Below are 24,037 nucleotides of genomic sequence, written 5' to 3'. Positions count from 1 at the left end.
GCCGGTGATGCGAACAGTCCCGCCTCTTTCGGTCACTCCGTGCACCGGCCTGACCCCATTCGTGGTCCGGACGGCCAATCGGGACTACGCTAGCTCTCGAACATTATTGGCCATGGACCGTCGCCCCCGCGCCCGGTTGTCAGGCCGGACGAGGTCGTCACCCCTCTGGAGAGCGCCGTGCCCAAGTCTCAGGTCCGTAAGAAGAAGGTGTACACCCCGCCGACGGACGTTCGTCCGACGACGGCGTCGTCGTCGCGCAAGCCTAGCCCGGTGTGGTTGCCGATCACCGCGGTCGCCTTGATCGTCGTCGGGATCGGCTGGCTGGTGCTCTACTACCTGTCTGAGCAGGAGTACCCGGTCATGGCGTGGGGTTACTGGAACCTCGCCGTCGGCTTCGGTGCGATGGTCGCCTCGCTGGCGTTGCTCTCTCGCTGGCGCTGAGCCGCAGGCCGTCGCGTCGGCGGCCCCACGTCACCCCGTCGAGCCCCTGCCCGGCAGGATCGGGTGGGGCCACCTATGGTGTGCGCAGGCAGCGCGGCCGACTGCGAGATGACTCACGTTACCGCTGGGTAACCTTCGCGTAGGCTGCACTGCATGACTGAGCAGAGCGAGGTCATCAGGCAGCAGACCGGGGAGGCCAACTCGATGGGCAGCGTCCAGATCGTCACCACGATCCTCGCGGCCGCCATCACCGCCGTGGCGGTGTGGCTTGCGGTGCGTGCGGTCCTGAAGATGGTGGCAGTCATCCGGCTCGGGCAACCCGCGCCGGAGCGGTTCTCCGACAAGGTCGCCCGCGCCAGGACGATGCTGGTGGAGACGGCCGGCCACACCCGGATGCTCAAGTGGGGCGTGGTGGGTGCCGCGCACTGGTTCGTGATGGTCGGCTTCGTCGTCCTGTCGCTGCTGGTGCTCGAGGCGTACTTCGAGGTGGTCACCACCGACGGCGGTCTGCCGATCATCGGGCACTGGACGATCTTCGGTCTGGTCACCGAGATCATCGGTGTGCTGGGCCTGGTCGGCATCCTGGTGCTGATGGCGATCCGGCTGCGCAACCGGCCGACCCGCCCGGGCGGGCGGTCCCGATTCACCGGCTCGACCATGTGGCAGGGCTACTTCGTCGAGTGGATCGTGCTGCTGGTCCTGATCTTCGGCTTCGTGATCCGGGGCTTCAAGGTCGCCACCGACCACTTCGAGTTCCCGTTCTGGGCCACCCCGGTCAGCCACGCGGTCGGTGCGGTGTTGCCCGACTGGGCGGACGGCGTCAGCGTCGCCGCGGCCATCAAGATCATTATTTCGATGACGTGGCTGATCGTCATCTCCCTGAACGTCACGATGGGTGTCGCCTGGCACCGCTTCCTGGCGTTCCCCAACATCTTCTTCAAGCGGGAGCCGGCCAAGCCGGCCGGCTCCGGTCTCGGCGCGCTGCGCCCGATGACGAGCCAGGGCAAGCCGCTCGACTTCGAGGAGGCGGACCCGGAGAAGGACCAGTTCGGCGTCGCCCACGTCGAGCAGTTCAGCTGGAAGGGCCTCCTGGACTTCAGCACCTGCACCGAGTGCGGTCGCTGCCAGTCGCAGTGCCCGGCCTGGAACACCGGCAAGCCCCTGTCGCCGAAGCTGCTGGTGCTGAGCCTGCGCGACCACGCGTACGCGAAGGCGCCCTACCTGCTGGCCGGCGGCGGCAAGGACCTGACCGGCGAGGAGAAGGCCACCCAGGCGCAGCTCGCCCACCTGGACGTGCTGGCTCTCGCCGAGGCCGACAAGCCGTTGATCGGCACCGCCGAGGAGGGCGGTGTCATCGACCCGGACGTGCTCTGGTCCTGCACCACCTGCGGTGCCTGCGTCGAGCAGTGCCCGGTGGACATCGAACACGTCGACCACATCGTCGACATGCGCCGCTACCAGGTCCTGATCGAGTCGAGCTTCCCCTCCGAGGCCGGGGTGATGCTGCGCAACCTGGAGAACAAGGGCAACCCGTGGGGCGCCCCGCAGAACACCCGCGAGGACTGGACCAAGGGTCTGGACTTCGAGGTACCCCGGGTCGGCGAGGTGGACGACTTCGAGTACCTGTTCTGGGTCGGCTGCGCCGGCGCGTTCGAGGACCGGGCCAAGAAGACCACCCGCGCGGTGGCCACGCTGCTCAACGAGGCGGGCGTGAACTTCGCGATCCTGGGTGAGGGCGAGACCTGCTCCGGCGACCCGGCGCGACGGATCGGCAACGAGTTCGTCTTCCAGATGCTCGCCCAGCAGAACGTGGAGACGTTGAACGAGGCGTTCGAGGGTCGGGAGAAGGCCAAGCGGAAGATCGTGGCGACCTGCCCGCACTGCTTCAACACCCTGGGCAACGAGTACGGGCAGCTCGGCGGGGAGTTCGAGGTGGTCCACCACACGCAACTGCTCGCGCACCTGGTCGCCACCGGCAAGCTCACGCCGGTGCAGCCGGTCGACGGCGGCGTCACCTACCACGACCCCTGCTACCTGGGTCGGCACAACCGGGTCTTCGCGGCCCCCCGCGAGGTCCTCGGTGACGCCATCGAGGGCGACCTTACCGAGATGCCGCGTAACAGCGAACGGTCCTTCTGCTGCGGTGCCGGCGGCGCCCGGATGTGGATGGAAGAGAAGATCGGCAAGCGGATCAACGTGGACCGGGTCGAGGAGGCCATGGCCACCGGGGCCAGGACGGTGGCGGTCGGCTGCCCGTTCTGCTCGACGATGCTCAACGACGGGGTCAACGGCAAGGGTGCCGGCGAACAGGTCGAGGTGATCGACGTGGCCAGCGTGCTGCTCCGCTCGGTCAAGCCCGAGCAGCCGCAGGGCGGCAAGGAGACCGCGCCGATCGGCGGCTGAGCCGCGTACCTCCAGGATCTGTTCATCGACGGCGGCGGCCCCTCAAGGGCCGCCGCCGTCGTGCAAGAATCTCGCCGAGGTGAGGCGACATCGACGGCCTACTCTTGATGACGCTGTTGCCCCTGGTCGGCTTCGCAGCCCTGACCGCGGGCAACGCGTTCTTCGTCGCGGCCGAGTTCGCCCTGGTCACGGTCGACCGGGCGGAGATCGACCGGCGGGCCGCCGCGGGCGACCAGGCCGCCCTGACGGTACGCACGGCGCTGCGCGAACTCTCGTTCCAACTCTCCGGGGCGCAGCTCGGCATCACCATCACGGCGCTGCTCACCGGCTACCTGGCCGAGCCGGCTCTGGCTCGGCTCTTCACACCGCTGTTGCGCCCGCTGGCCGGGGACAGCACGCAGCGGCTCACCCCGTTCCTCGCGTTGGCCCTGGCCACGCTGATCTCCATGCTCTTCGGCGAGTTGGTGCCGAAGAACGCGGCGCTGGCCCGGCCCATGCCGGCGGCGCTGGCCACGGCCGGTCCGATGCACACCTTCTCCCGGACGTTCGGCTGGGTGATCCGGGGGTTGAATGGCTCGGCGAACCGACTTGTCCGGACGTTCGGCGTGGAGCCGCAGGAGGAGTTGGCCAGTGCCCGCTCGCCGGAGGAGCTGGGCCTGCTGGCGGGCATCTCGGCGCGGGCCGGCGCGCTGCCCACCGACACCGCGATGCTGCTGCGTCGCACCATCCGCTTCGGTGACAAGCGGGCAGCGGAGGCGATGACCCCCAGAGTGGACGTGGTCGCGCTGCGCGCCACGGCCACCGTGGCGGAGCTTCTGGAGGAGTCGCGGCGGACCGGGCGGACCCGGTTTCCGGTGTACGAGGAGACCCTGGACCTGGTGACCGGTGTGGCCGGCGTGCCCGACGCGCTGGGCGTGCCGCTGGCCGACCGGGCGTCGACCCGGGTCGGCCGCGTGGCCCGCGAGCCGGTGTACGTGCCGGAGAGTCTGAACCTGGACGGCGTCCTGGCGGCGTTGAAGGCGGCCGGGGCCGACCTCGCCATCGTGGTCGACGAGTACGGCGGCACGGACGGCGTGGTGACCGTCGAGGACCTCGTCGAGGAGTTGGTCGGGGAGATCGCCGACGAGTTCGACCCGGCGAGCGTGGACGACAACGGGTCGGACGAGCTGACCGTGCCGGGCGGTGAGCGCACAGTGCTGGTCGACGGTGTGCTCCGCTCCGACGAGTTGGCCGAGCAGACCGGCTTCCGGCTGCCCGAGGGGCCGTACGAAACCCTGGCCGGCTTCCTGATGGCCCAGCTCGGGCACATCCCGCTGGCCGGCGAGACGGTCGAGGCAGCCGGCTGGGAGTTCACAGTGGTCGAGGTGGAGCGGCACCGGATCGAGCAGGTCCGGGTGTTGCGCCCGGCGGACCCGGACGACGATGACTGAGCTGCTGGTGACCGTGCTGTTGCTGCTCGGCAACGGGTTCTTCGTGGGTAGCGAGTTCGCGCTCATCGCGTCCCGCCGGACGGTTATCGAGCCGCTGGCCGCCGGGTCGAAACGCGCCCGCTGGGCGTTGTCGGCGATGAACCAGATTCCGCTGATGATCGCCGGCGCGCAGCTCGGCATCACCGTCTGCTCGTTGGGTCTGGGCGCGATCGCCGAACCGGCGCTCGCGCACCTGCTGGAGCCGCCGTTCCACGCGGCCGGCCTGCCGGAGCGGGCGGTGCACCCGGTGGCTTTCGTGCTGGCGCTGGGCGTGGTGGTCTTTCTGCACACGGTCGTCGGTGAAATGGTGCCGAAGAACATCACGCTGGCCGGTCCGGAGGTGTCCGCGCTCTGGCTCGGCCCGGCGATGCTGGCATTCTGTGTGGCCACCAAACCGTTGTTGCTCGCGATGAAATGGGCGGCCCGGAGGGTGCTCGCGTTCTGGCGGATCGAGGCGTCCGAGGCGGTGAAGACGGTGTTCACCGCCGAGGAGTTGGCCGGGTTGGTCTCGCAGGCGCGGACCGAGGGGCTGCTCGACGCGGAGCAGCACGCGCGGATCACCGGCGCGCTGGCCCTGCACGCCCGGACGGCGGCGGACGCGCTGCAACCGTGGTCGACGGTGGTGACGGTGGCCGAGGACGTCTCGCCGGCGTCACTGGAGGTGCTGGCGACCCGGACCGGCCGGTCCCGGTTCCCGGTGGTGCAGCGGTCGACCCGCCGGGTGCTCGGCTTCGTGCACGTCAAGGACGTTCTCGGGTACGCCGGGCAGGGCCGCCGGTCCCCGGTGCCGGCCGACGTCTATCGGCCGCTGGCGGTGGTGCCGCCGGACCGTACGCTGGCCGACCTGCTGCTGGCCATGCGTCGCGAACGACGGCACATGGTGCTGGTCAGCGACGGACGACGACCCATCGGTGTGGTCACTCTTGACGATGTATTGACCGCAATCGTTGGGTGACGAACCAATACCCTTGGTGCGCAAGCGGTTGCACGACAGTGATGGTTGCCGCCCTCGCCTTGATTACCGCCGCGAGCTTCCCTAATGTGAGGCACCGACCGCTGTGGGTCGTCTGCCTCGGCCCTTTCCTCACGCGAGGCGCCCGGCGGTCGGTTGCAAAGGAGTCGGTGCCGGTGGCAACCATGCCCCCTCATCGTCACGACCTGATTGCGTCTGCTCGCTCTGGTGGCCTGCGTCGCGTCGCGCACCGGGTGCTGATCCTGGTCGCCGCGGCGGCGGTCGGCGCCGGTCTGCTGACCGCGCCGGCACATGCCGCGCCGACGGTCGACGAGATCGAGGCGCAGATCGACAAGAAGTGGGAGCAGTTGGAGCCCACCATCGAGCAGTACAACAAGGTCCGGGCGCAGCTGAAGGTCAACCGGCAGAAGTCGGCGAACCTGCAGAAGAAGATCGAGCCGCTGGCGCTGCAGAGCGAGCTGGCGCTCAACCGGGTCGGCGACCTCGCCTCCCGCTACTACATCTCCGGCCCGTCACACGACATCGGTGCGCTACTGGTCAGCGCCAAGCCGGACACGCTCACCGAGCAGCTCACCATCCTCGACCGGCTCGCTTCGCAGGAGCGCAAGGAGGTCGAGGGCGTGCTGGCCGTGCGGGCCAAGTACGACGGCGAGAAGCAGAAGCTGGACGCGCTGATCGTCACCCAGACCAAGCAGCAGAACGATCTGGCGGCCAAGAAGAAGCAGATCGACGCCGAGATCAAGCAGCTTGAGGCGTCGATGCCCAAGACCACTGTCAAGACGGCGGCCTGCCCGACCATCAACGGCGTGGTCAGTGCGGCGGCCCGCACCGCGATCAGGACCGCCTGCGGCAAGGTCGGCAAGCCGTACGTCTGGGGTGCCACCGGACCGAACTCGTTCGACTGCTCGGGCCTGACCCAGTACGCCTACAAGGCGGCCGGGATCTACCTGACGCACCACACCGGTGACCAGTGGAACGAGGGCAAGGCCATCTCGCGCGCCGACGCCCGCCCCGGTGACCTGGTCTTCTTCTTCTCCGGCCTGAGTCATGTCGGGCTCTATCTGGGTAACAACCAGATGGTGCACGCGCCACGGGCCGGTAAACCGGTGCAGGTGTCCAGCATCACCACGATGCCTGTCGCCGGGTTCCGCAGACCTGGCTGATAAACCACCTCGCGCGACACGACGGCCCCCGGTCACCGACCGGGGGCCGTCGTGGTTCTCAGCGAGGTGCCCCCACCGGGGATGGCAACAGCTGTACGTCGGCGAGGTCGACGTACATGATCCGGTGGCCGAACTGGATCTGCGCGTACCGGTTCTTGCCGCGGATGACCGTCCAGTCGCCGGGTGAGGAGCCGTCGACCGTGCTGGCCCGGTAGTACTCGCCGGCCAGTACCGCGCCGACGGCGTACCGCTGCCCGGCGGCCAGCGTGTACTGCAGCGGCGTGACCGCCTGGTAGGGCACCCCGTCCGGGTAGGCGGACTGCTCCGGGTACGCCCGTCCGTACACCGGAACGGTGGCCCTTCCGGACTTCGGCGTCGCCACGACTCCGACGGTCCAACTGGCGGTCGGCGCGGACGCCGGGTTGTGGAACCAGGCCCGCTGCCCGAGGTACCAGATCGCGGTCCAGTCGCCCTGCCGGCCCGCCAGCGCGTACGTCTGCCCGGCGGACGCCCGGGCCCCGTGATCCGACACGGCCATCGTGTTCGGGCTGCCGTCCGGGCGGAGCGCGATGTCGTTGACCAGCGGCGCGTCGGCGGACGGCGCGCTGCGCAGCACCACCGCCGAGGAGCCGCGCGGAGCGCACGGCACGCCCACCGTGACGCAGTCGGTGAACGCCGGCTGGTTGGTGGTGTAGTCCGGATCGATCCGGACCAGCCCGGTGGCCGGGGTGCCGGTGTCCAGTCGAGGGGCGTGCAGCAGGTCGAAGTAGTGCGTCCAGTCCCAGTAGGGGCCCGGATCCCAGTGCATCCCCCGCACTGTCGAGGGGATGGTGCCGGGCACGTTGTCGTGGCCGATGATGTGCTGGCGGTCCAGTGGGATGCCCAGCCGCAGCGCCAGGTGCCGGACCAGCTTCGCCGAGGTCCGGTACATCGCCTCGGTGTACCAGGTGCCCTGCGCCGCGAAGCCCTCGTGTTCCAACCCGATCGCCTTCGCGTTGACGTACCAGTTGCCGGCGTGCCAGCCGACGTCCTTCGTCCGGACGTGCTGGGCGATGTGCCCGTCGACCGAGCGCAGCGAGTAGTGCCAGCTCACGTACGTCGGGTCCTGGACGAGTTGCAGGGTGGTGGCCCAACTCGCCTCGGTGTCGTGGATGACGATGTACTCGATCTTCTGCCGCGCCGGCCGGTCGGAGAGGTCGTGGTTGCCGTAGTCCCCGTCGCCGAACGCCTCGTAGGGCGCCGGAATCCACTCGCAGGAGATGGTGCGGGGGCACTCCACCCCGTCCGGGCGGGCCAGCCGGCGCAGGCCCAGCCGGTCCAGCCAGGAACGTTCGGGCCGCACCGCGCGGGCCGGCAGGGTGATCCGGTGGCCATCGTCGGTCACCCGGGCTTCGCCCGCGCCGATGGTGGTGAAGACCTCGTCGGCGAAGGCCGCCGCGGCGTCGGCGCTGTCCGCGCCCGAGTAGCGGGCCACCGCGCCGTACCAGGCCGCCGGGTCGGTGTCCGCTCCGACCGGCGCGCCCAGATCCCGCTGGTACGCGCTCAGCAGCGCGGCCCCACCCCGGATGTTGAGGCCCGCGTCGGTGCGCAGTGCCTCGGGGGCGGCACCGGTCAGCGCGGCGGCGGCGTCGACGGTCTGCAACGCGGCGGTGGACGGGGCGGGCGTCTCGACCGGCCGCGGTGCGGGCATCCGGGCGGGGCGGGAGCCGTCGCCGCGTGGGTCCTCGGCACCGGCGTCGTGGTGACCGCGTCCGGGTAGGGCGGCCACGTGCCGCACGTCGGTCAGGTGCATCGGACCGTAGCCGCCGCTGGTGCTCGGTGTGCCGGCGTTGGTGTCCCACCGGGACTCTAGGTAGGAGACGCCGAGCAGCACGACGGTCGGTACGCCGTACTCGGTGGCCGCGGCGGCGTACTGCTGTTGGCGGTCGGTGCTGGGCGTGGCGGCGGCCGGGCCGACGGAGAGTGGCACCGTGGTCACGGCGGCGACCACGATGGCGGCGAGCAGCGTGCGCCAGCCGGTCGACAGGGTTGGATGGTGCATCGAACCCCCTAGATTCTCGCGGAGTGAGGTCAGGTCACCATCGCGCCGTCCGGGAGCTCACGTCAATACCTTTCCATCTATCGAAGCGTACGGAAAGAATTCTTCACACACGGTCGGTGGCCTCGTCCATTCCGTACGGAGTGTCACGGCCGCACGGGTTGCGGATCGGTAACGGGCGTCTCTACTCTGGTCATTTGTCGGCTCGACAGCAGCTCCGCCCACCCCGGGCGGTAACGGACCGACACCGCCGAGTCGTTTCCGAGCGAACCGGGGACCCACGTCCCTCGGGGTGAATCCGCAGCCACTGCGGTAGGGCGCCGACTTCCCGCCCGAACCCGTCAGCTAACCCGGTAGGCGGTCAGGAAGAAGGAGTACGGAACCCCGGTGGCACTCCATGCCCCGCGGCCGTCGTCCGAGCGGCCGGCATCAGCCGGCCCGGCGTCGATCGTGCCGCGCCCACGCTGGTCCCGCTTCACCACCGCACTCGCCGCGCTGGCCGGCCTCGCCGTCGTTCTGACCGGCAGTGCCACGGCGGCCCACGCCGACCCCTCGGTCGCAGAGATCGAGCGCCAGATCGACGCCGACTGGAACAAGCTCGAACCGATCATCGAACGGCACAACGCCACCCGCATCGACCTCGCCGCGAAGCGCAAGCAGGCAGACGCGCTGGCCGCCCGGATCACTCCGCTCGAGCGCCAGGTCGACGCCGCGATGGACAAGGTCAGCGCCCTTGCCGTACGCGCCTACAAGGGCGAGAACGTCCTGACTGTCAACGCGGTGCTGGGCAGCCGGTCGCCCAGCGAGGTGGTCGGCCAGCTCGAAATGCTCGACCGCTTCGCGCACAACCAGCAGAAGGACGTCCGCCAGGTGGCCGACCTGCGCGACCAACTGGCCGCGCAGAAGGCGCCACTGGACGAGATGGTGGCTCAGCTGACCCGCACGGAAGCCCAGCTGGCGGCGAAGAAGAAGCAGATCAACGACGAGATCGACCGCCTGCAGAAGCTGCGCCTCAAGGTGTACGGCAACGGCGGGGGCGGGCCGCTGCGCCCGGCGCCCTGCCCGGGCAGCTACCCCGGCGGCGGCGCGGGCACTGCGGTCAAGTTCGCCTGCGCCCAGATCGGCAAGCCCTACGTCTGGGGTGCCGAGGGTCCGAACTCGTACGACTGCTCCGGGCTGATGCTCGCCGCCTGGGCCAAGGCCGGCGTGTCGCTGCCGCACAACGCCGCCGCGCAGAGCCGGGTCACGAAGAACGTCAGCAAGGGTGACCTGCGCCCCGGCGATCTGGTCTTCTACTACAGCGACATCCACCACGTCGGCATGTACGTCGGCGGCGGCTGGGTGGTGCACGCCTCGCAGGCCGGCCAACCGGTCAAGATGAAGAAGGTCGACGACGGCCCGATCCACAGCTACGGCCGTCCAGGCTGACCCAGGGTGACCGAAGGGCCCGTCGCGATCTCCTCGCGGCGGGCCCTCGTCGTTCAGGTTCTAGCGGGTGGGCCAGGTGCGCCAGTGCTGCCAGGCACGGCTGGGCGTCGGCCCCCGCTGGCCCTGGTAGCGCGAGCCGTAGACCACCGAGCCGTACGGGTGCTCGGCCGGCGAGGAGAGCCGGAAGATGCAGAGCTGCCCGATCTTCATGCCCGGCCACAGGGTGATCGGCAGGTTCGCCACGTTTGAGAGTTCCAGCGTCACGTGACCGGAGAAGCCCGGGTCGATGAAGCCGGCGGTGGAGTGCGTGAGCAGCCCGAGCCGGCCCAGTGAACTCTTGCCCTCCAGTCGGCCGGCGAGTTGGTCACCCAGCGAGATGACCTCCAGCGTCGAGGCGAGCACGAACTCCCCCGGGTGCAGCACGAACGGCTCGCCGTCGGGGACCTCGACCACCGAGGTCAGGTCGTCCTGCTGCATGGCCGGATCGATGTGGGTGTAGAGGTGGTTGTTGAAGACCCGGAACAGCCGGTCGAGTCGGACGTCGATGCTGGAGGGTTGGACCAGGGTGGGCTCGAACGGCTCCAGGCCCAGCGTGCCGGCCTTGATCTCGGAGACCAGGTCGCGGTCGGAGAGCAGCATCGGACAACCATAGCCTTCCCGGGGGCGGCCAGATTCGGTGCCGGTGACCAGCGCGTCGAGGTCGCTGCTCGTACATTTGTTCGATAGAATGCCCACATGGCTTCCTGGTCCGAATTCGCCGCCGACGAGCCCCGACTCGCCGACGGGATCCGCGTTCTCCTCCAGCAGTACGGGCCGGGCTTCGGCTATCTGGCCACGGTCCGTGCCGACGGCGGGCCCCGCGTCCATCCGGTCTCCCCGGTCATCACCGCCGAGGGGTTGTTCTGCTTCATCATCGACTCGCCCAAGCGCCGTGACCTCGAACGCGACGGCCGTTACGCGCTGCACTCGTTCCCGGCGGAGGAGAGCGACGACGAGGCGTACGTGGCGGGTCACGCCCGCCCGGTGACCGATCCGATCCTGGTGACGCAGCTGGCGCAGAGCGCGCGGGCCGAGCCGCAGGTCGACTGGCGGCTCTTCGAGTTCACCGTCGACGTGGCCATGCTCACCCGCCGCGAGCAGCACATCACGGGCATCCCGGGCCTCGGGCCGAGTCGGCCGGCCGTTCGGGTCTGGCTCGACCCAAACGCCCAGTCGGCGGTGGCAGCGCCCCTCGCCGTCCCGCAGACGCGCCCGACCCTCCTCAGCCGTGACGTGCAGTGCACGGCAGCCTGACCACCCGACCGGAAGATCATCGGTGCCGGCTCCGCCACGACGGAGCCGGCACCGATGCGTACGCCCGCCACCGCCCGCCCGCCACCGCCCGCCCGCCCGCCCGCCCGCCCGCCACCGCCCGCCCGCCACGCCACACTTGGCGCGCGCCGCCACTCCCGCATGATCCACTCGACTTCGGCGAAACTGCGGTATCCCGGCGCTCCGGATGCCCCGACTTCCAGGAATCCGAGTGGATCACCCCGGCCGACCCCCGGGTGGCACGGCATGCGGACACCTGCGGTCACCGGGGGTGCCTGGGTGCAGAGGCTCAACGACTCGGGTACAGTGGTGCCGCTTGCGGGTGTAGTTCAATGGCAGAACATCAGCTTCCCAAGCTGACAGTGCGGGTTCGATTCCCGTCACCCGCTCCACCATGAAGGCCCAGGTCAGGACATGTTCCCGACCTGGGCCTTCATTCGTTCCGATCGCTTCTTGCGCGTGCGGTGCCCGCCACGGCCCTGACGCTTCCAGACCGGCACCGCTGCGCTTCCGAACGGCCGCTACCGGTAGTCGGCGAAGATCCGACGCTTTCCGCCGTCGACGGTCACCAGGCCGCCATGCGGAAGGATCCATTGTGGTTTGGTGTGGCCGAACGGCACGCCGACGCAGACGACCGCCTCGGGGTTGTAGCGGGTCACCACATCGACGACCGTGTCGCGCTGCTGCTCGCGAAGTCGCGCCCGATCCGCTGCCGCAGGTCGACGGGTGTGGTCGGAGACCGGCGGGCGGGCGACCAGGACCGCGTCGACGGCGCTGAGGAGACCGCGCTCACCCAGTGAGCGGACGATCCAGCCGACCTCGCGGGCGGGGAGAAGCTCCTCCGACGTCTCGATGATCAGCACCCCGCCGTGCAGGACCTCCGGGGAAAACGGGAAGCGCCCCGCCGTCAGGATCCACTGGATGACTTCCAGGCAGCCACCCCAGGTGCGGCCGGTGACCGCTCGGGCCGGCCCGTGCCAGCTCCACGGCTCCGTCGGTTCGCGCTCTCCGAATGACTTCAACGCCTGCGGATCTGCCCAGTCGACGCCGATGTCCTCGGACTCGCCCGGGTCGGTGATCTCCAGCCGTTCCCCGGTGAGCAACGCCGCTCGCAGCGACCTGACGTGGACGTCGTCGACGGCAGGCCCGGGGCCGAGGTGCACCTGGGATGATCCGCCGTAGAAGCTGGCGATGCCGAGGCCCCAGAGCCAGTGGTGCAGATTGGTGTTGTCGCTGGTGCCGAGGAACGGCTTCGGGTCGGCACGGGCCAGGTCGGCGTCCAGGTGGGGGATGACGGTGATCTGGTCCTCGCCGCCGATGACGGCGAGTATGCCGCGTACCCGGGGATCCGCGAAGGCGGCGTTGATGTCCGCCGCGCGCGCTGCCGCGGTCGCACCCACCTGGCGGGTGGTGGGGTATTCGACAGGTACGAGGCCGGTCAGGTCGGCAAGCCGTCGCATGGCCTGCTCGTGGATCACCGGGTAGGCGCCGGCGGCGGCGAAGGACGGTGAGAGGACCGCGAGGTGGTCTCCCGGGCGCGCCTTTCGGGGACGAACAAGCTCATGCTTCATGTCGAGATCCAACAGCTGTGTCGGTCCGTACGCATCTCATTTCGGCGGCTCTGTAGGCGCACGCCTGAGGCGTTTCAGCACGAGCGCGTGGGCGCCTGGGCTGTTCCCTCGGCAGCGAAGTAGGGCTCGGCCGCCTCCAGTCGGGGCACCCCGACGCCCAGCCTGCGCGCCTCCGCCAGGGTGTCGCGGCAGACCGCGCGCAGTTCCTCGGGGTTGGCGTGGGCTTCCATGACCAGGCGCATCGGCGGGAAGTGCCTGAACAGCCAGGCCATCACCGGTGCTGCCAGCCAGACGGGCGCGGTGAAAGGACGTAGCTCGCCGCGGTGCCGCCGCAGATCAACGCCGCGAGCCTCGACGAGCCGCAGGAGTTCGCGGGTGGCGAGGATCGCTTCGCGTACGTTGCCGCGCGTCAGCTTGGACAACGAGCCTTGCTTCAGGCTCTGTGTGTGCAGGCCCGCGTTCTGAACGAAGTGGATCGACAGCCAGCCACGGAAGTCGGAGGTCTCCCGGAGCCTGAACCCCGCCTCGCGAAACACCTGGCGTACGGCCCGCTCGCGCTCGGTCGGCGGCCGGTCGAGAGTGCCGAAGAAGACCACGGGCAGCAGGGCCCCACGCAGCACGCCGTCGTCGCCGAAGCCGCCGCCGGCACCGGGAAAGCCCCAGGCCACCTGATCCGCGGGAAGGTGTTCGATCGCGGTCATCGGCTCGACCCAGAGGTTGTTGAAGACGAGCACAGTGGCTCTGCCCACGCGCGGCCCCAGGAAGGCCGCGGCCTCCGCGAAGCCGTAGTGCTGCACGCTCAGCACGATCAGATCGAAGTCATGGTCCGGCTCCAGCGACTCGCGGTAGCGCACGGGCCACCTCTCGGCGACGCGCTTGCCCCACGGCCGTCGCCGTGCGTCGAGCAGGTCGAGATCAATCGCATCGCCGTACGCTGCCGCCCGCCCCGGCCGGACGTAGAACTCGACGTGGTGCCCGGCCTGTTCCAGGGCCCACCCGTAGATCGCGCCGATGACGCCCCGGCCGAACATCAAGATCTTCACGCGGCACCTCGTACCCTATAATCGGAGACCGTCTCCGGTTCTCAAAATATGGAGACAGTCTCCACTTGTCAACCTGGAGCCCCACGTGACCGATGCCAAGCCACTGCGCGCCGACGCGCGCCGAAACCGGGACGCCCTGATCGCCAAGGCCCGCGAACTCTTCGCCAGCGGCTGCTTCAACCTGCGCTTCGACGACTTCGCCAAACTCGCTGGCGTGGGCACCGGCACGCTCTACCGTCACTTCCCCACCCGGGAAGCCCTGGCCGAGGCGGTCTACCGCGAAGAACTCACCGCGATGTGCGACCGCGCCCGCGAGCTGCAGGCCACCCTCCCCGCCGACGAGGCGCTGGAATCATTCCTGCGCGGCTTCGTGGATCACCTGCACCGCCACGAGGGCCTCGCCCGCACACTCGCCACGCTCATGGCCACCCAATCGGGCGCGCTGGCAGAGGGTGCCCAAGCCCTGGGCCAGGTGATCAACGACCTCTTGGCCGCCGCCGTCAGGACCGGCGCCATCCGCGACGACGTGGGAGCCGGCGCCGTCATGATGACCCTCCACGGCATCTGCGCGGCCTACGACCACCCGACCTACCGAACCGACGCGGACGGCGTCATCACCCTCGTTCTCGCCGGCCTCCGCCGCGCGACGCCGTGAGCAGACCTGGCCCCTGGGGCAGTCCCACCACTGCGCTCAGTTGGAGGCCCGGAACTCCTGATGGCGTCGCAGGAGTTCCCGCAGCGCGCTGATCTCGGCCGCCAGCGCGGCCTGCCCCTGCTCGGTGATCCTGATCCAGGTCTTGGGCCGGCGTCCGTGGTAGCCCCGTTCGATCTGGATCAGGTCGGCCTCCTCCAGCACGGCGAGGTGGCGGGAGAGGTTGCCGGCGGTGAGTTCGAGGGCGTCGCGCAGGTAGGCGACCTCCACCCGCTCGGCCTCCGCCGCGATGGTGAGGATGCCGAGCCGGTTGCGTTGGTGGACGGTGTCGCTGAGCCCGTTCGTCGGATGCCCGCCGGTGCCGGCGGCCTCTGCGTTGCTGCTGGTCACGCCGACTTCCTGATCGTGTTGAGGAGGGCGATGCCGCCGCCGACGAGCAGGATCGGTGCCGGCAGCAGGGCGGCCAGCAGGAAGCTGTAGCGGTTCAGATCCCCCGGTTGGAAGTTGGCGGTCTGGAAGTAGATGTTCACGAGGGCGACCGCCGCCGTGTAGGCCGTCGCCACGACCGTCAGGCCACGGCTGCGTTCCAGTCGCGCCAGGATCAGTAGTCCCACCGCGATGACCAGGTGCGGGATCATGCCTCGGTTGGAGATGCCGAGCAGCGGTATGGTCAGCCAGCTGGTCCCGTTCGAGATCACCGTCGTCATGTTGAGCAGCAGGTACCGCAGCACGATCGGCAGCACGAGCCCGACCATGGTGCCCACGATGCCGGCGATGACGTACGGCCGAGCCGGTGTCTGGACGCCCACCCGCACACCATGCCACCGATACCACCAGAGGCTGAGCAGGTAGCCGCCGATGAGCGCCGCCAGCCAGTACCAGCCGAGGGCTGCCGAGCGTTCGAGGAAGTCCCCACCGAGGCCGCTCAGTGCGGGGTTGTCCTCCCCGACACGCAGGGCGGGCGGTTCGGCAGACTCGACGTAGAGGGGTGCGGCGACCGCCGTCAGGAGACCGAACAGCAGCAGCGGCAGCCAGTAGGCGTTGCGGGTGGCCCGGGTGCGTCGCTGGAGGGCGGCCACCGACGCCAGCAGCTCTCTCGGTGTGTCGCCGCTGTTCGGCGCGGTGCTCGATCGGTCCGACACGGTGGCCCCCTGGTGCTCTGCGGATGCTGCACTGCCAATAGGTTTGCATTGCAAATCATTCTGCGCAAGAGCTTCAGTGAGCTGATGACTTCTACCGGGATCGACAGTGGTAGTTCCTGCTGGACCCGGCACCGGCTAGGGTCCGGCTGGGAGGTGGTCCGTGTTCACCGAAGCGTTTCCGATCGTGACGACACCTGACCTGCCACGACTGATCGCGTTCTACCGGGACGTGGTCGGCTTCGAGCTGACCTACCGGTTCCCCGACGAGGGCGCTCCGGAGTTCGTCGCCCTCCGACTGGGCAGCAGTGAGCTCGGCCTGGCCGCCAACCCGGAGGCTGGCGGGCCGGCCGACTCACACCGCTGGGAGCTGTGCGTCTACGCCGATGACTGCGACGCGGCAGTGGGCGCGCTGCGCACGGGTGGGGCGACGGTCACCGAGGAGCCGGTCGACCAGCCCTGAGGTGAGCGGTCCGCGCGGGTCACCGACCCCGACGGCAACCGCCTGCTGGTGCTGGCGCGGCTGTAGACGACGCTGCCGGGACGGGCGCGGTCATCGCCTCCAGAACAGGAGATGGGTTACTCCGCTGGGGCTGGGCACCGACTCGAGGTGAAAGCGGTCGAGCAGTTCGTCCGGGCTCTCCCACAACCGCTCGCCCCGGTCGAGGTCGACGGGCGCGACGGCGATGTGCATCGTGTCGACCAGATCGGCCTCGAGGAACTCGCGGATGGTGGCGACCCCACCACCGAGGCGTACGTCCCGGCCGTCGGCCGCCTGCTTCGCCTCGGCCAGTGCCTCGGCCGGGCTGACATCGCGGAAGTGGAACGTGGTGTCGGACAGGCTGAACGACGGACGCACGTGGTGGGTGAGCACGAAGACCGGCGTGTGGAACGGCGGGTTGTCCCCCCACCAGCCCTGCCAGTCATGGTTCTCCCAGGGGCCACGCTGGGGGCCGAACTTGTTGCGACCCATGATCTCCGCGCCGATGTTGCACTCGGCGTCGCGGGTCAGGTAGTCGTCCAGCCCACGGCTGCCACCCGGCTCGGTGCGATACACGAAGCTGGCGGTGGCGGAACGCCAGGAGAACAGTGGGGTGGGGTCCGCGTGACCGAAGGGCCGTTCGAGGCTCTGCCCCTCTCCGGTCCCGAACCCGTCGCGCGAGACGTTGAAGCACTGCACCCGCAACAGTTGCGGCATGATCTCTCCTTTTTCCTTCGAGGGGCCGTGGTTCAGTTCGCGATCACCGTCGGGCCGCCTCCGCTGCCCCGGTCGTCGAGCACGAGCCGGGCGCGACCCCGCACCGCGTACCGGATGTGGGTCACCTGTGGGGTGGCCAGGACGCGGGTCGGCGTCAGCTCGACCCCCTCCCGGTCGCCCAGGTCGAGGTCCGCATCGAAGAGGCGCAGACCGGTGCCGAGCACGACGGGTACGACGTGCAGCTCCAACTCGTCGAGCAGGCCGGCCTTGAGCACCTGCCGCACCAGGCTGCCGCCCCCGGCAACCGCGACATCCTTGCCACCGGCCACGGCGCGCGCCTGCTCGACGGCGCTGGCCACCCCATCGGTGACGTAGGTGAAGGTGGTGCCGCCTTCCCGCAGCAGCCGCTGGCGAGGACGGTGGGTCACGACGAACACCGGGGCCCGGAACGGCGGCTCCTCACCCCACGGGATCTCACCCCCGTCGGCCATCCGGCGTCCCATCACGTACGCGCCGGCCGCGCCGAACGACTCGGCGATCACCTCGGAGTTGGTGTCCTGCTCCCCGCCGGCGAAGCCCTGCCGCTCGCGCCAGGCCGCCGCCTCGGTCGCCCACCGGGTGACCCGGAAAAATTTGGCGCTCTCCGCCGAGTCCATCCAGTTGCCGTTCCCGTCGAACTGCGGCCCGGCGTAGAAGCCGTCCACCGACACCGACACCTGCGCGGTCACCTTCGTCATCGCGTTCCGGTCCTCTCCTCGGGCGACACCCCGCCTGGGTACCGCTCCCCGACGGGTCGGAGCCGAACGCGGTGTCCCTACCGCGAAGAAGTGTGACCTGAGCCACTCGCGGGCTCGGTCAGGTGCCACATCCCGGCGTGTTCCGAGTCGCGTGACCAGCGCATCCGGGCCCTTTCCTCCGGGCGAGGGCTCCAGTCCCGGTAGGGCGCGAGGGCCACCCGCCAGGCGATCACAGCGAAGACGTAGATGCCCGGGCCGACCAGCCAGAGCAGGGCGTCGCGCCGCCGATAGGAGGCGTACGGCGCGAGCCACGCGGTCGCCGCCACCGGCACCGCGACCGCGCTGAGGTCGGCCAGCGGCCCGCGGCCGAACCGGGCCTCGACCAACTCGCGAAGGATGAGGGATGGAACGACCACCCCGACCACCAACGCCACCGTACGGATCATGCGGAGCCGGCGATCCGGGGTTACGCGGGAGGCGGTTGCTTCGGCGGGCATCCCCGGAGGGTACGGGCCGGCCGCGACGGTGGACCTAGAACTGCCGGTCGGCGATCGCCGCTTCGATCCGCAGACCGATACCGGTAAGGATGAGGAACGCAGCCAGGATCTGCGGTTTGAGCCCGGCACCCCCGGACGGCATGCTGAGCAGCGAGATCAAAAAACCCGCCACCAGTGACAGGGTGCCGAACGCCCGTACCGTGTCGGTCCGTCGTGCCCGCATGTCCACGACGGAACGGTAGCCAAAGTCGGGCGACGATGGTGCCCCGGACGCCGGCCTAACCGACTGCCCGCCTGGCCCACGACGTGCCGGACGGTTCGTAGCCGTGGCGGCGGTAGAAGCGCACCGCGCTCGCGTTGCGGTGGTGGATACCCGCCGACAGGAAGGAGAGCCCGTGCTCGACCGCCCACCGGCCCGCCGCGTCGAGCAGCGCGGAGCCGACCCCACGGCCCCGGGCCTCGTCGAGCACCACAGTGTGGACCTGCGCTGAAGGCTCCGGGCGAAGGATCTGGTGTGCGGGCGGTTCGGGCAGGCGCAGCACCTCGACCATCCCGACCACCTGCCCTCCCCGCTCCGCGACAAGAACCGTGTTCCGGGCGGTCGCGTCGCTGAGGATGGCGGCGAAGTGCTCGATGACCGCCTCGCGCCGCGGCAGGCGGTAGGTGTCGGGGTCGAGCGCCAGGTGCGCTTCGGCGTTCGCCATACGTAACTCGACCAGTGCCGGCACGTCAGCAAGGCTCGCCGTTCGTACGGCTGCCCCGATCTCCCCCATGAGCGTGATGCTAGGGCGCGCGTGGCCGGCCCGACTAGGGTGGCGATCATGCGGATTGGCATCGTGATCCTTCCGGACCAGCGGTGGGCGGAGTCGCAGCGTCGCTGGCGGCAGGTCGACGAGTGGGGCTTCGACCACGCCTGGACGTACGACCACCTGGGTTGGCGGGACCTGGTCGACGGCCCGTGGTTCGACTCGATGGCCACGCTGACCGCCGCTGCCACGGTGACCTCGCGGATTCGACTGGGCACTCTCGTGGCGTCGCCGAACTTCCGGCACCCGGCCGCGTTCGCCCGGCAGGTCACCACTGTGGACGACGTCTCCGCCGGCCGCCTGCTGCTCGGTCTGGGAGCGGGTGGCATCGGCTTCGACTCGGCGGTGCTGGGTGGTGAGACGCTGCCGCCTCGTCAGCGGGTCGACCGGTTCGCCGAGTTCACCGAGTTGTTGGACCTGATCCTGACCGAGGACGGCACCACCTGGCGGGGGGACTGGTTCGCCGCTGTGGATGCTCGCAACAACCCCGGCTGCGTGCAGCAGCCGCGGGTGCCGTTCGTGGTGGCCGCCAACGGGCCACGGTCGATGCGGTTGGTGGCCCGCTTCGGGCAGGGTTGGGTGACCACCGGCACCGGTGACGACAACGACCTGGCAGGTTGGTGGGCCAGTGTGTCGGCGCTGTCCGCGCGGATGGACCGGACCCTGGACGAGGCCGGCCGTGACCCGGCCAGCCTGGACCGCTACCTCTCACTGGACGCCGCGCCGGTCTTCTCGCTCAGCAGCGCACAGTTCTTCGCCGATCAGGTCGGCCGCGCCGCCGAGCTGGGCTTCACCGACGTGGTGACGCACTGGCCACGCGACAGCAGTTGGTACGCCGGTGACGAGGCCGTCCTGGTGGACGTGGCGACGCGGCTGCTGCCACAACTACGCGACTGAGCCCGCCGGGTCGGTACGTCAGCCCGCTGGGTAGCCGACGCACCGATCTGGCTGGGAGCCGCCCGGTCAGGTGCCGAGGTCGCCGCTAACCACACCGCCCTCGCCGCCGGAGACCAGGCGGAAGCGCAGGCAGACGATCGGGGTGTCGGCGTCGACCGGCGTGCCGAGCCGCGCCCAGTAGGTCGAGTGCCCGGCCCGCCACTCCTCGATCGAGCGGTCACCCTCGCCCTCGGCGTGGGCGAAGTCCCAGGGCACGTCGGCGAAGCGGACCACCTCGACTCCGGTGATCTCCACGACGCCGGCCAGGGCGTTGTCGTCGTCGACCAGGGCCAGGCGTTCGCCGACGTGCTCCAACTCCTCGCCTTCCTCCGCGTACTCGGCGAGCCGGCCGGCCGTCGCGGTCTTCACGCCGGCCAGCACCAGGGTGTTGAGGGTTTCCCGCAACTCGCCGGGGGTGCCGAGGGCGAGGGCGCGTAGTTCACCGATCCGAGGCCACATCCTGCCGAGGCTAGGCCAGGGCGACCCCGGTCTCCGCCGCAATACCCGTGGGTCCGCTCAGATCAGTTGGCCGGCGTAGCCGGGTGCGGTGAGGACCCGTTCGTCGGCACTGGTCGCGTACGCGTCGAGGATCGCGTCGGCGAGCTTGACCACGTGCTCGTCGCCGTGGCGGGCCGCGCGGGCGAAGACCTCCGCCGGCGTCGCGGGGGTGACGGTCGGTGGCGCGATGCCGACGGCCGGGGCGTACACGGAGGTCATGGCCGCGGTCGCGGCCCAGGCCGCGGCGAAGCTCGGCGCCCACAGAGCCGGGTCAAGCGCCGGCAGGGTACGCAGCACGGCGGTCGGCGCGGTGACCGCGTGCACCAGCATGACCGGCTCGGTGTGCCCGAAACGCAGGTAGTCCAGGCCGGCCCGGTGCACCAGGTCGGTGAGCCCTCGCTGCGCTTCGGCCGGGCTCCGCGCGGGGCGCAGCGCCGCGAGCGCCGGTTTCCACCGGGGTACGGCCGGCAGCCGTCCCAGCCGGTCCCGGACTCCTCCGGTCTGGTCCTCGATCCGGGGCACTGCGGCCAGCGCGGCTTCCACGTCGACCCGGTCGGTGTCCGGCCGACCCGGGTTCTCGGCGAAGAGCTGGTCGGTGCCGGGGATCGACTGCCAGCGGGCCGCCCAGTAGCCGAGGGCCTGGCCCAGCTCGGTGAGCCGCCGTGGGCTCTCCTCGTCCGTTTCGAGCGCGCGTACGGCTGCCCGACCCGGATCACCCCGTGCGTGGCGCCGGCCGCGATGCCCGGCAGCAGCCGGGGCCACCAGGTGCCGAGCACGTCGCGCCACGGGTGTTCGCGCAGTTGCCGGTCGAAGTACGCCAGCCAGTCGCCGGCCCGCTTCGGGTCGCCGAGCGCGTCCCGCCAGTCGTCGATCGGGTGCAGCCCCCGGGGCAGCTCATCGAGTCGGCCGAGGTAAGCGTCGAGCCAGCGGTGCACCTGTTGCTGGTGCCCGTGCCGGACCAGCGCCTCGACGGCCATCGGTCCGTGGTTGGACAGCCAGCCCTCGAACTCCGGGCCGGTGCGGTGCAGTCGTTCGTACGCCTCGTCCAGTGTTCCCTCGCTCATCGACCGATCGTCGTTCTTCAACCTTGCTTGAGGTCAACCCGGCAGATCCGCGGCGTCGATCAGGCCGGTGATCCGCAGCTCGGCCGCGACCTCGGGCGGGCAGTCCACGGCCACCACGGCGGTGCCCAGCACCTCGGCGCCCCGGGCCGCGCAGATGTCGTAGAGGGCGCGAAGCTGCGCGCCGGTACGCACCCAGTCGTCCACCACCAGCACCCGGTCGTCGGGGCCGAGGTGCCGGTCCCGCACGGCGAGGTCCACCCGTCGGCCCCGGTAGTCCGGTGGGCTCTGTGCCCAGGTGACCGGCCCGGCCGGCAGTCGTCCGTCACCGGGCTTGTGGGCGGCCACGAAGCCGACCCCGAGGGCGGTGGCGGCCAACGGCCCGAGCAGCAGCCCGGTGACGGCCGGCGCGAGCACCACCGTTGGCCGAGCGGCCCGGTACGGCGCCACCAGGGCCGGTCCCAGCTCGGCCAGCACCGCTGGGTCCCGCCACCAACCGGAGATGTCGCTGACCAGGTGACTGGTGCCCGGGCCGGGGTCGATCCACTGGAAAAGGGCGGCCAGGCGTTCGGTCAGATCGGCGGGCATCCGCTCATCCTGCGGCACGGGCGGCGAGCGTGGCGGCACCCGGGCCAGCCGGCCCACCCCGGGTCGGATGATCGGCTACACGTACCTGTGCAAATACGGGCATACCACCATGATCACGTTGACTTCGGAAGTGCTTCTCTCGTTACGGTCCGATCCGGTTTGTTCAGACGACGAAAGGACCGGGCCGGTGGCAGGCAAGCACTCCCGTACCCGCATCTTCTCCTCCCCGGCGGGCATTGTGGCCACCGCGGCGGTCGGCGTCGCCCTCGCCGTGGGCGGCACGGTAGGTGCCGTGCAGCTGGTCTCCGGCCCCGACCAGTCCGGGCAGGTGGCTCTCGACCTCACCCCGACCACCGCCGCGAGCAGCCTCACCCCCAGCTCCCCGGCCGCCACCCCGAGCGTCAGCGCCTCGCCCAGCGTGACCGCCAGCCCGTCCGCGACCCGGTCGCAGCAGGCCGCCTCCCGGGGCAGGGAACGCACCACGTCGCCGAAGCCGAAGCCGAAGCCGACCGTCAAGAAGACCACGGCCGCGGCGAAGGTGCTGGAGAGCGGTTCGTGTGGTGCCTCGTTCTACTCCGACGGGCAGCTCACCGCCAACGGCGAGTCGTTCAACCCCGACGCGCTGACCGCCGCGCACAAGACGCTGCCGTTCAACACCAAGGTCCGGGTGACCAACCCGGCCAACGGCAAGTCGGTGACGGTACGGATCAACGACCGTGGCCCGTTCATCGACGGCCGCTGCCTGGACCTCTCCCGGGCCGCCTTCGCCAGCATCGCCTCGGTCGACGTGGGCGCGCTCACCGTCCGCTACGAGGTCCTCGGCTGAGCGGGAGCGGCGACGCCGATTCGGCCGGCCGACTGGGCCGGCCGGACAGAACCTCCTCAGACGACGGGTCAGGTTCATTCACCGTTTCACGTGGATCAGGCAAACTGTCCCTCGTACCCACGCGACTCCTCCAGTCGGGCCATCGCCCGCTGAGCCCCGGATCCCGCGCCGGCCTCGGCGCGGCCCTCATTCTGCTCGCGATCGTCTCGGCGGTGGAGGCGGCGGACGGCCGTAAGGTGCACTACGTCGCGCTCCTGGCGGCCGCGCCGGTTCTCGCCGCCGCCCTGGCGTCCTGGCTGGTCGTCCTGGGAGTGGGCGTCGCGGCGACACTGATCGGCGCCGGCTTCGCGCTGGTCGCGCCGAAGGTTTCGTTGGCCACTTCGGTCAACGTTGTCGCGGTCGCTCTCGTCACCGGAATGGCCGTGGCGGTGGCCTGGGTTCGCCAACGGCAGGCCGAGCGGATCGTCGAGCTGACCAGGCTCGCGGCGGTGGCCCAGCAGGCGGTGTTGCGCCCGCTCGGGCCGCAGGTCGGCACGCTCTCGGTCGCGGGACGCTACATCTCCTCCACCGCGACGGCCGAGATCGGCGGCGACCTGTACGAGGCGATCGACACGCCCTACGGCGTCCGCATGATCATCGGCGACGTGCGGGGCAAGGGTCTGGACGCGGTCCGGCTGGCCAGCATCGTCCTCGGCTCCTACCGGCACGTGGCGTACGAGCGGGCCGACCTGCGGGCCGTCGTCGCCGACCTGGACCGCGCGGTGGCCCGCAACGTCGGCGACGAGGACTTCGTCACGGCGGCGCTGGTCGAGGAGCGTGGTGGCACCCTCACGATCGTCAACTGCGGGCATCCGCCACCGCTGCTGCTACGCCGAGGTGCGGTGATCCCGCTGGAACCGCCGGCCCCGGCGCCTCCGCTCGGGTTCATGCCGGTGGTCCGTCCCCGGGTCGAACGCCTGGAGCCCGGGGACCGGCTGCTGCTGTTCACCGACGGTCTCGGCGAGGCGCGGCGGGACGGCGAGTTCTTCCCCACCGCCGACCGCGCCTGGCGACTGCTCGGCCATGGCACTGTCGCCGACGGGCTGGCCTCGCTGGAGACGGCCCTGGTCGAGTGGGTGCACGGTCGGCTCGACGACGACATCGCGCTGGTTCTGATGGAGTACGTGGGTGCCCGTGCCGGCGCGACCGTCGCCGTCCCGAGCTGGGAGGTCGGCGCCGCCGAGAGCTGAGCCGGCCGGCTGCGGCCACAGGTGTGTAAT

At 70.4% G+C, this 24,037-nt stretch carries 26 protein-coding genes, 1 tRNA gene and 1 riboswitch; of the genes, 13 read left to right on the top strand and 14 right to left on the bottom strand.

What is annotated here, in order from left to right:
- Window positions 1-177: 177 nt before the first annotated feature.
- The 5 genes from AB0877_RS17740 (at window position 178) to AB0877_RS17720 (ending at window position 6,449) form a co-directional block, all read left to right on the top strand.
- On the top strand, window positions 178-441 hold the full coding sequence (locus AB0877_RS17740; protein WP_366609922.1) for a cell division protein CrgA: 264 nt from the start codon (window positions 178-180) through the stop codon (window positions 439-441).
- A gap of 204 nt (window positions 442-645) precedes the next feature.
- Window positions 646-2,844 (top strand): (Fe-S)-binding protein, encoded by a 2,199-nt coding sequence (locus AB0877_RS17735; RefSeq protein ID WP_366610267.1) that lies wholly within the window; start codon window positions 646-648, stop codon window positions 2,842-2,844.
- A 107-nt stretch (window positions 2,845-2,951) separates the two neighbouring features.
- The gene (locus AB0877_RS17730; RefSeq protein WP_366609921.1) at window positions 2,952-4,274 is read left to right on the top strand and encodes a hemolysin family protein; all 1,323 of its coding nucleotides are present in this window, start codon (window positions 2,952-2,954) and stop codon (window positions 4,272-4,274) included.
- Window positions 4,267-5,268: a hemolysin family protein gene (locus tag AB0877_RS17725; RefSeq protein WP_366609919.1), complete on the top strand. Its 1,002-nt coding sequence runs from the start codon at window positions 4,267-4,269 to the stop codon at window positions 5,266-5,268. Before AB0877_RS17730 ends, AB0877_RS17725 begins: the two co-directional genes overlap by 8 nt.
- 167 nt (window positions 5,269-5,435) lie before the next feature.
- Entirely contained in the window at window positions 5,436-6,449 is a 1,014-nt protein-coding gene (locus AB0877_RS17720) for an NlpC/P60 family protein (RefSeq protein WP_366609918.1), read from the top strand.
- A gap of 58 nt (window positions 6,450-6,507) precedes the next feature.
- Here the strand turns inward: AB0877_RS17720 and AB0877_RS17715 are convergent, their stop codons facing one another.
- The gene (locus tag AB0877_RS17715; protein WP_366609917.1) at window positions 6,508-8,490 is read right to left on the bottom strand and encodes a peptidoglycan recognition family protein; all 1,983 of its coding nucleotides are present in this window, start codon (window positions 8,488-8,490) and stop codon (window positions 6,508-6,510) included.
- Between the two features lie 235 nt (window positions 8,491-8,725).
- A riboswitch (cyclic di-AMP (ydaO/yuaA leader) is annotated at window positions 8,726-8,861 on the top strand.
- A 13-nt stretch (window positions 8,862-8,874) separates the two neighbouring features.
- Here AB0877_RS17715 and AB0877_RS17710 point away from each other — a divergent pair.
- Entirely contained in the window at window positions 8,875-9,915 is a 1,041-nt protein-coding gene (locus AB0877_RS17710; protein ID WP_366609916.1) for an NlpC/P60 family protein, read from the top strand.
- Window positions 9,916-9,975: 60 nt separating this feature from the next.
- On the opposite strand, the gene dcd is transcribed toward AB0877_RS17710, so the two are convergent.
- Window positions 9,976-10,554, bottom strand: coding sequence for a dCTP deaminase (dcd, locus tag AB0877_RS17705; RefSeq protein ID WP_089018323.1), 579 nt, complete (start codon window positions 10,552-10,554; stop codon window positions 9,976-9,978).
- Between the two features lie 96 nt (window positions 10,555-10,650).
- On the opposite strand from dcd, the gene AB0877_RS17700 reads away from it, so the two are divergent.
- Complete coding sequence (locus tag AB0877_RS17700; RefSeq protein WP_366609914.1) at window positions 10,651-11,208, top strand: pyridoxamine 5'-phosphate oxidase family protein; 558 nt, start codon at window positions 10,651-10,653, stop codon at window positions 11,206-11,208.
- A 336-nt stretch (window positions 11,209-11,544) separates the two neighbouring features.
- Window positions 11,545-11,618, top strand: a tRNA-Gly gene (locus AB0877_RS17695).
- Between the two features lie 129 nt (window positions 11,619-11,747).
- Here AB0877_RS17695 and AB0877_RS17690 read toward each other — a convergent pair.
- Together AB0877_RS17690 and AB0877_RS17685 are read right to left on the bottom strand one after the other, a co-directional pair.
- Window positions 11,748-12,686, bottom strand: a complete 939-nt coding sequence (locus AB0877_RS17690) for an LD-carboxypeptidase (protein WP_366610265.1) — start codon at window positions 12,684-12,686, stop codon at window positions 11,748-11,750.
- Between the two features lie 185 nt (window positions 12,687-12,871).
- The gene (locus AB0877_RS17685) at window positions 12,872-13,840 is read right to left on the bottom strand and encodes a 2-dehydropantoate 2-reductase N-terminal domain-containing protein (RefSeq protein WP_366609913.1); all 969 of its coding nucleotides are present in this window, start codon (window positions 13,838-13,840) and stop codon (window positions 12,872-12,874) included.
- A gap of 85 nt (window positions 13,841-13,925) precedes the next feature.
- Between AB0877_RS17685 and AB0877_RS17680 the strand changes: the two genes are divergently transcribed.
- Window positions 13,926-14,495 carry a TetR/AcrR family transcriptional regulator gene (locus AB0877_RS17680; RefSeq protein ID WP_366609911.1) on the top strand — a complete coding sequence of 190 codons (570 nt, stop codon included), beginning with the start codon at window positions 13,926-13,928 and terminating at the stop codon, window positions 14,493-14,495.
- Between the two features lie 36 nt (window positions 14,496-14,531).
- On the opposite strand, the gene AB0877_RS17675 is transcribed toward AB0877_RS17680, so the two are convergent.
- Window positions 14,532-14,882 carry a transcriptional regulator gene (locus AB0877_RS17675; RefSeq protein ID WP_366609909.1) on the bottom strand — a complete coding sequence of 117 codons (351 nt, stop codon included), beginning with the start codon at window positions 14,880-14,882 and terminating at the stop codon, window positions 14,532-14,534.
- On the bottom strand, window positions 14,879-15,634 hold the full coding sequence (locus AB0877_RS17670; RefSeq protein ID WP_366609908.1) for a hypothetical protein: 756 nt from the start codon (window positions 15,632-15,634) through the stop codon (window positions 14,879-14,881). The genes AB0877_RS17675 and AB0877_RS17670 overlap by 4 nt, the downstream gene beginning before the upstream one ends.
- 184 nt (window positions 15,635-15,818) lie before the next feature.
- Between AB0877_RS17670 and AB0877_RS17665 the strand changes: the two genes are divergently transcribed.
- Complete coding sequence (locus AB0877_RS17665; RefSeq protein WP_366609907.1) at window positions 15,819-16,094, top strand: VOC family protein; 276 nt, start codon at window positions 15,819-15,821, stop codon at window positions 16,092-16,094.
- A gap of 90 nt (window positions 16,095-16,184) precedes the next feature.
- Here the strand turns inward: AB0877_RS17665 and AB0877_RS17660 are convergent, their stop codons facing one another.
- The 5 genes from AB0877_RS17660 to AB0877_RS17640 all read right to left on the bottom strand — a co-directional run bounded on the left by AB0877_RS17660 (window position 16,185) and on the right by AB0877_RS17640 (window position 18,836).
- A complete protein-coding gene (locus AB0877_RS17660) occupies window positions 16,185-16,829 on the bottom strand; it encodes a dihydrofolate reductase family protein (RefSeq protein WP_366609905.1) in 645 nt (214 codons plus the stop codon).
- Between the two features lie 32 nt (window positions 16,830-16,861).
- A complete protein-coding gene (locus AB0877_RS17655; RefSeq protein WP_366609904.1) occupies window positions 16,862-17,566 on the bottom strand; it encodes a dihydrofolate reductase family protein in 705 nt (234 codons plus the stop codon).
- Window positions 17,567-17,643: 77 nt separating this feature from the next.
- On the bottom strand, window positions 17,644-18,063 hold the full coding sequence (locus AB0877_RS17650; RefSeq protein ID WP_366609903.1) for a hypothetical protein: 420 nt from the start codon (window positions 18,061-18,063) through the stop codon (window positions 17,644-17,646).
- A gap of 34 nt (window positions 18,064-18,097) precedes the next feature.
- The gene (locus AB0877_RS17645) at window positions 18,098-18,286 is read right to left on the bottom strand and encodes a hypothetical protein (protein ID WP_366610264.1); all 189 of its coding nucleotides are present in this window, start codon (window positions 18,284-18,286) and stop codon (window positions 18,098-18,100) included.
- Window positions 18,287-18,341: 55 nt separating this feature from the next.
- On the bottom strand, window positions 18,342-18,836 hold the full coding sequence (locus tag AB0877_RS17640; protein WP_366609901.1) for a GNAT family N-acetyltransferase: 495 nt from the start codon (window positions 18,834-18,836) through the stop codon (window positions 18,342-18,344).
- A 48-nt stretch (window positions 18,837-18,884) separates the two neighbouring features.
- On the opposite strand from AB0877_RS17640, the gene AB0877_RS17635 reads away from it, so the two are divergent.
- Window positions 18,885-19,766 carry an LLM class flavin-dependent oxidoreductase gene (locus AB0877_RS17635; protein ID WP_366609899.1) on the top strand — a complete coding sequence of 294 codons (882 nt, stop codon included), beginning with the start codon at window positions 18,885-18,887 and terminating at the stop codon, window positions 19,764-19,766.
- Between the two features lie 66 nt (window positions 19,767-19,832).
- Here AB0877_RS17635 and AB0877_RS17630 read toward each other — a convergent pair whose 3' ends face one another.
- From AB0877_RS17630 to AB0877_RS17620, 3 genes are all read right to left on the bottom strand, one after another.
- Window positions 19,833-20,264, bottom strand: coding sequence for an ASCH domain-containing protein (locus AB0877_RS17630; RefSeq protein WP_366609897.1), 432 nt, complete (start codon window positions 20,262-20,264; stop codon window positions 19,833-19,835).
- A gap of 57 nt (window positions 20,265-20,321) precedes the next feature.
- Entirely contained in the window at window positions 20,322-21,089 is a 768-nt protein-coding gene (locus tag AB0877_RS17625) for a hypothetical protein (protein WP_366609896.1), read from the bottom strand.
- A gap of 311 nt (window positions 21,090-21,400) precedes the next feature.
- Window positions 21,401-21,952, bottom strand: coding sequence for a phosphoribosyltransferase family protein (locus AB0877_RS17620; protein WP_366609895.1), 552 nt, complete (start codon window positions 21,950-21,952; stop codon window positions 21,401-21,403).
- Between the two features lie 187 nt (window positions 21,953-22,139).
- Between AB0877_RS17620 and AB0877_RS17615 the strand changes: the two genes are divergently transcribed.
- Window positions 22,140-22,778 carry a septal ring lytic transglycosylase RlpA family protein gene (locus AB0877_RS17615; protein ID WP_357228011.1) on the top strand — a complete coding sequence of 213 codons (639 nt, stop codon included), beginning with the start codon at window positions 22,140-22,142 and terminating at the stop codon, window positions 22,776-22,778.
- 104 nt (window positions 22,779-22,882) lie between these two features.
- Window positions 22,883-24,007: a PP2C family protein-serine/threonine phosphatase gene (locus AB0877_RS17610; RefSeq protein ID WP_366610263.1), complete on the top strand. Its 1,125-nt coding sequence runs from the start codon at window positions 22,883-22,885 to the stop codon at window positions 24,005-24,007.
- Window positions 24,008-24,037 lie beyond the last annotated feature (30 nt).

This window comes from Micromonospora sp. NPDC047644 (assembly GCF_040704315.1).
Taxonomy (GTDB): domain Bacteria; phylum Actinomycetota; class Actinomycetes; order Mycobacteriales; family Micromonosporaceae; genus Micromonospora.
Note: the sequence above shows the minus strand (reverse complement) of the source record. Positions and strands in the feature narration are given on the sequence as shown.

What these genes read in the sequence shown, in the direction of transcription:
- AB0877_RS17735 (WP_366610267.1), top strand. Translation starts at nt 646, where the DNA reads ATGGGCAGCGTCCAGATCGTCACCACGATCCTCGCGGCCGCCATCACC.
- AB0877_RS17730 (WP_366609921.1), top strand. Translation starts at nt 2,952, where the DNA reads ATGACGCTGTTGCCCCTGGTCGGCTTCGCAGCCCTGACCGCGGGCAAC.
- AB0877_RS17725 (WP_366609919.1), top strand. Translation starts at nt 4,267, where the DNA reads ATGACTGAGCTGCTGGTGACCGTGCTGTTGCTGCTCGGCAACGGGTTC.
- AB0877_RS17715 (WP_366609917.1), bottom strand. Translation starts at nt 8,490, where the DNA reads ATGCACCATCCAACCCTGTCGACCGGCTGGCGCACGCTGCTCGCCGCC.
- dcd (WP_089018323.1), bottom strand. Translation starts at nt 10,554, where the DNA reads ATGCTGCTCTCCGACCGCGACCTGGTCTCCGAGATCAAGGCCGGCACG.
- AB0877_RS17700 (WP_366609914.1), top strand. Translation starts at nt 10,651, where the DNA reads ATGGCTTCCTGGTCCGAATTCGCCGCCGACGAGCCCCGACTCGCCGAC.
- AB0877_RS17690 (WP_366610265.1), bottom strand. Translation starts at nt 12,686, where the DNA reads ATGCGACGGCTTGCCGACCTGACCGGCCTCGTACCTGTCGAATACCCC.
- AB0877_RS17660 (WP_366609905.1), bottom strand. Translation starts at nt 16,829, where the DNA reads ATGCCGCAACTGTTGCGGGTGCAGTGCTTCAACGTCTCGCGCGACGGG.
- AB0877_RS17655 (WP_366609904.1), bottom strand. Translation starts at nt 17,566, where the DNA reads ATGACGAAGGTGACCGCGCAGGTGTCGGTGTCGGTGGACGGCTTCTAC.
- AB0877_RS17650 (WP_366609903.1), bottom strand. Translation starts at nt 18,063, where the DNA reads ATGCCCGCCGAAGCAACCGCCTCCCGCGTAACCCCGGATCGCCGGCTC.
- AB0877_RS17645 (WP_366610264.1), bottom strand. Translation starts at nt 18,286, where the DNA reads ATGCGGGCACGACGGACCGACACGGTACGGGCGTTCGGCACCCTGTCA.
- AB0877_RS17640 (WP_366609901.1), bottom strand. Translation starts at nt 18,836, where the DNA reads ATGGGGGAGATCGGGGCAGCCGTACGAACGGCGAGCCTTGCTGACGTG.
- AB0877_RS17635 (WP_366609899.1), top strand. Translation starts at nt 18,885, where the DNA reads ATGCGGATTGGCATCGTGATCCTTCCGGACCAGCGGTGGGCGGAGTCG.
- AB0877_RS17630 (WP_366609897.1), bottom strand. Translation starts at nt 20,264, where the DNA reads ATGTGGCCTCGGATCGGTGAACTACGCGCCCTCGCCCTCGGCACCCCC.
- AB0877_RS17620 (WP_366609895.1), bottom strand. Translation starts at nt 21,952, where the DNA reads ATGCCCGCCGATCTGACCGAACGCCTGGCCGCCCTTTTCCAGTGGATC.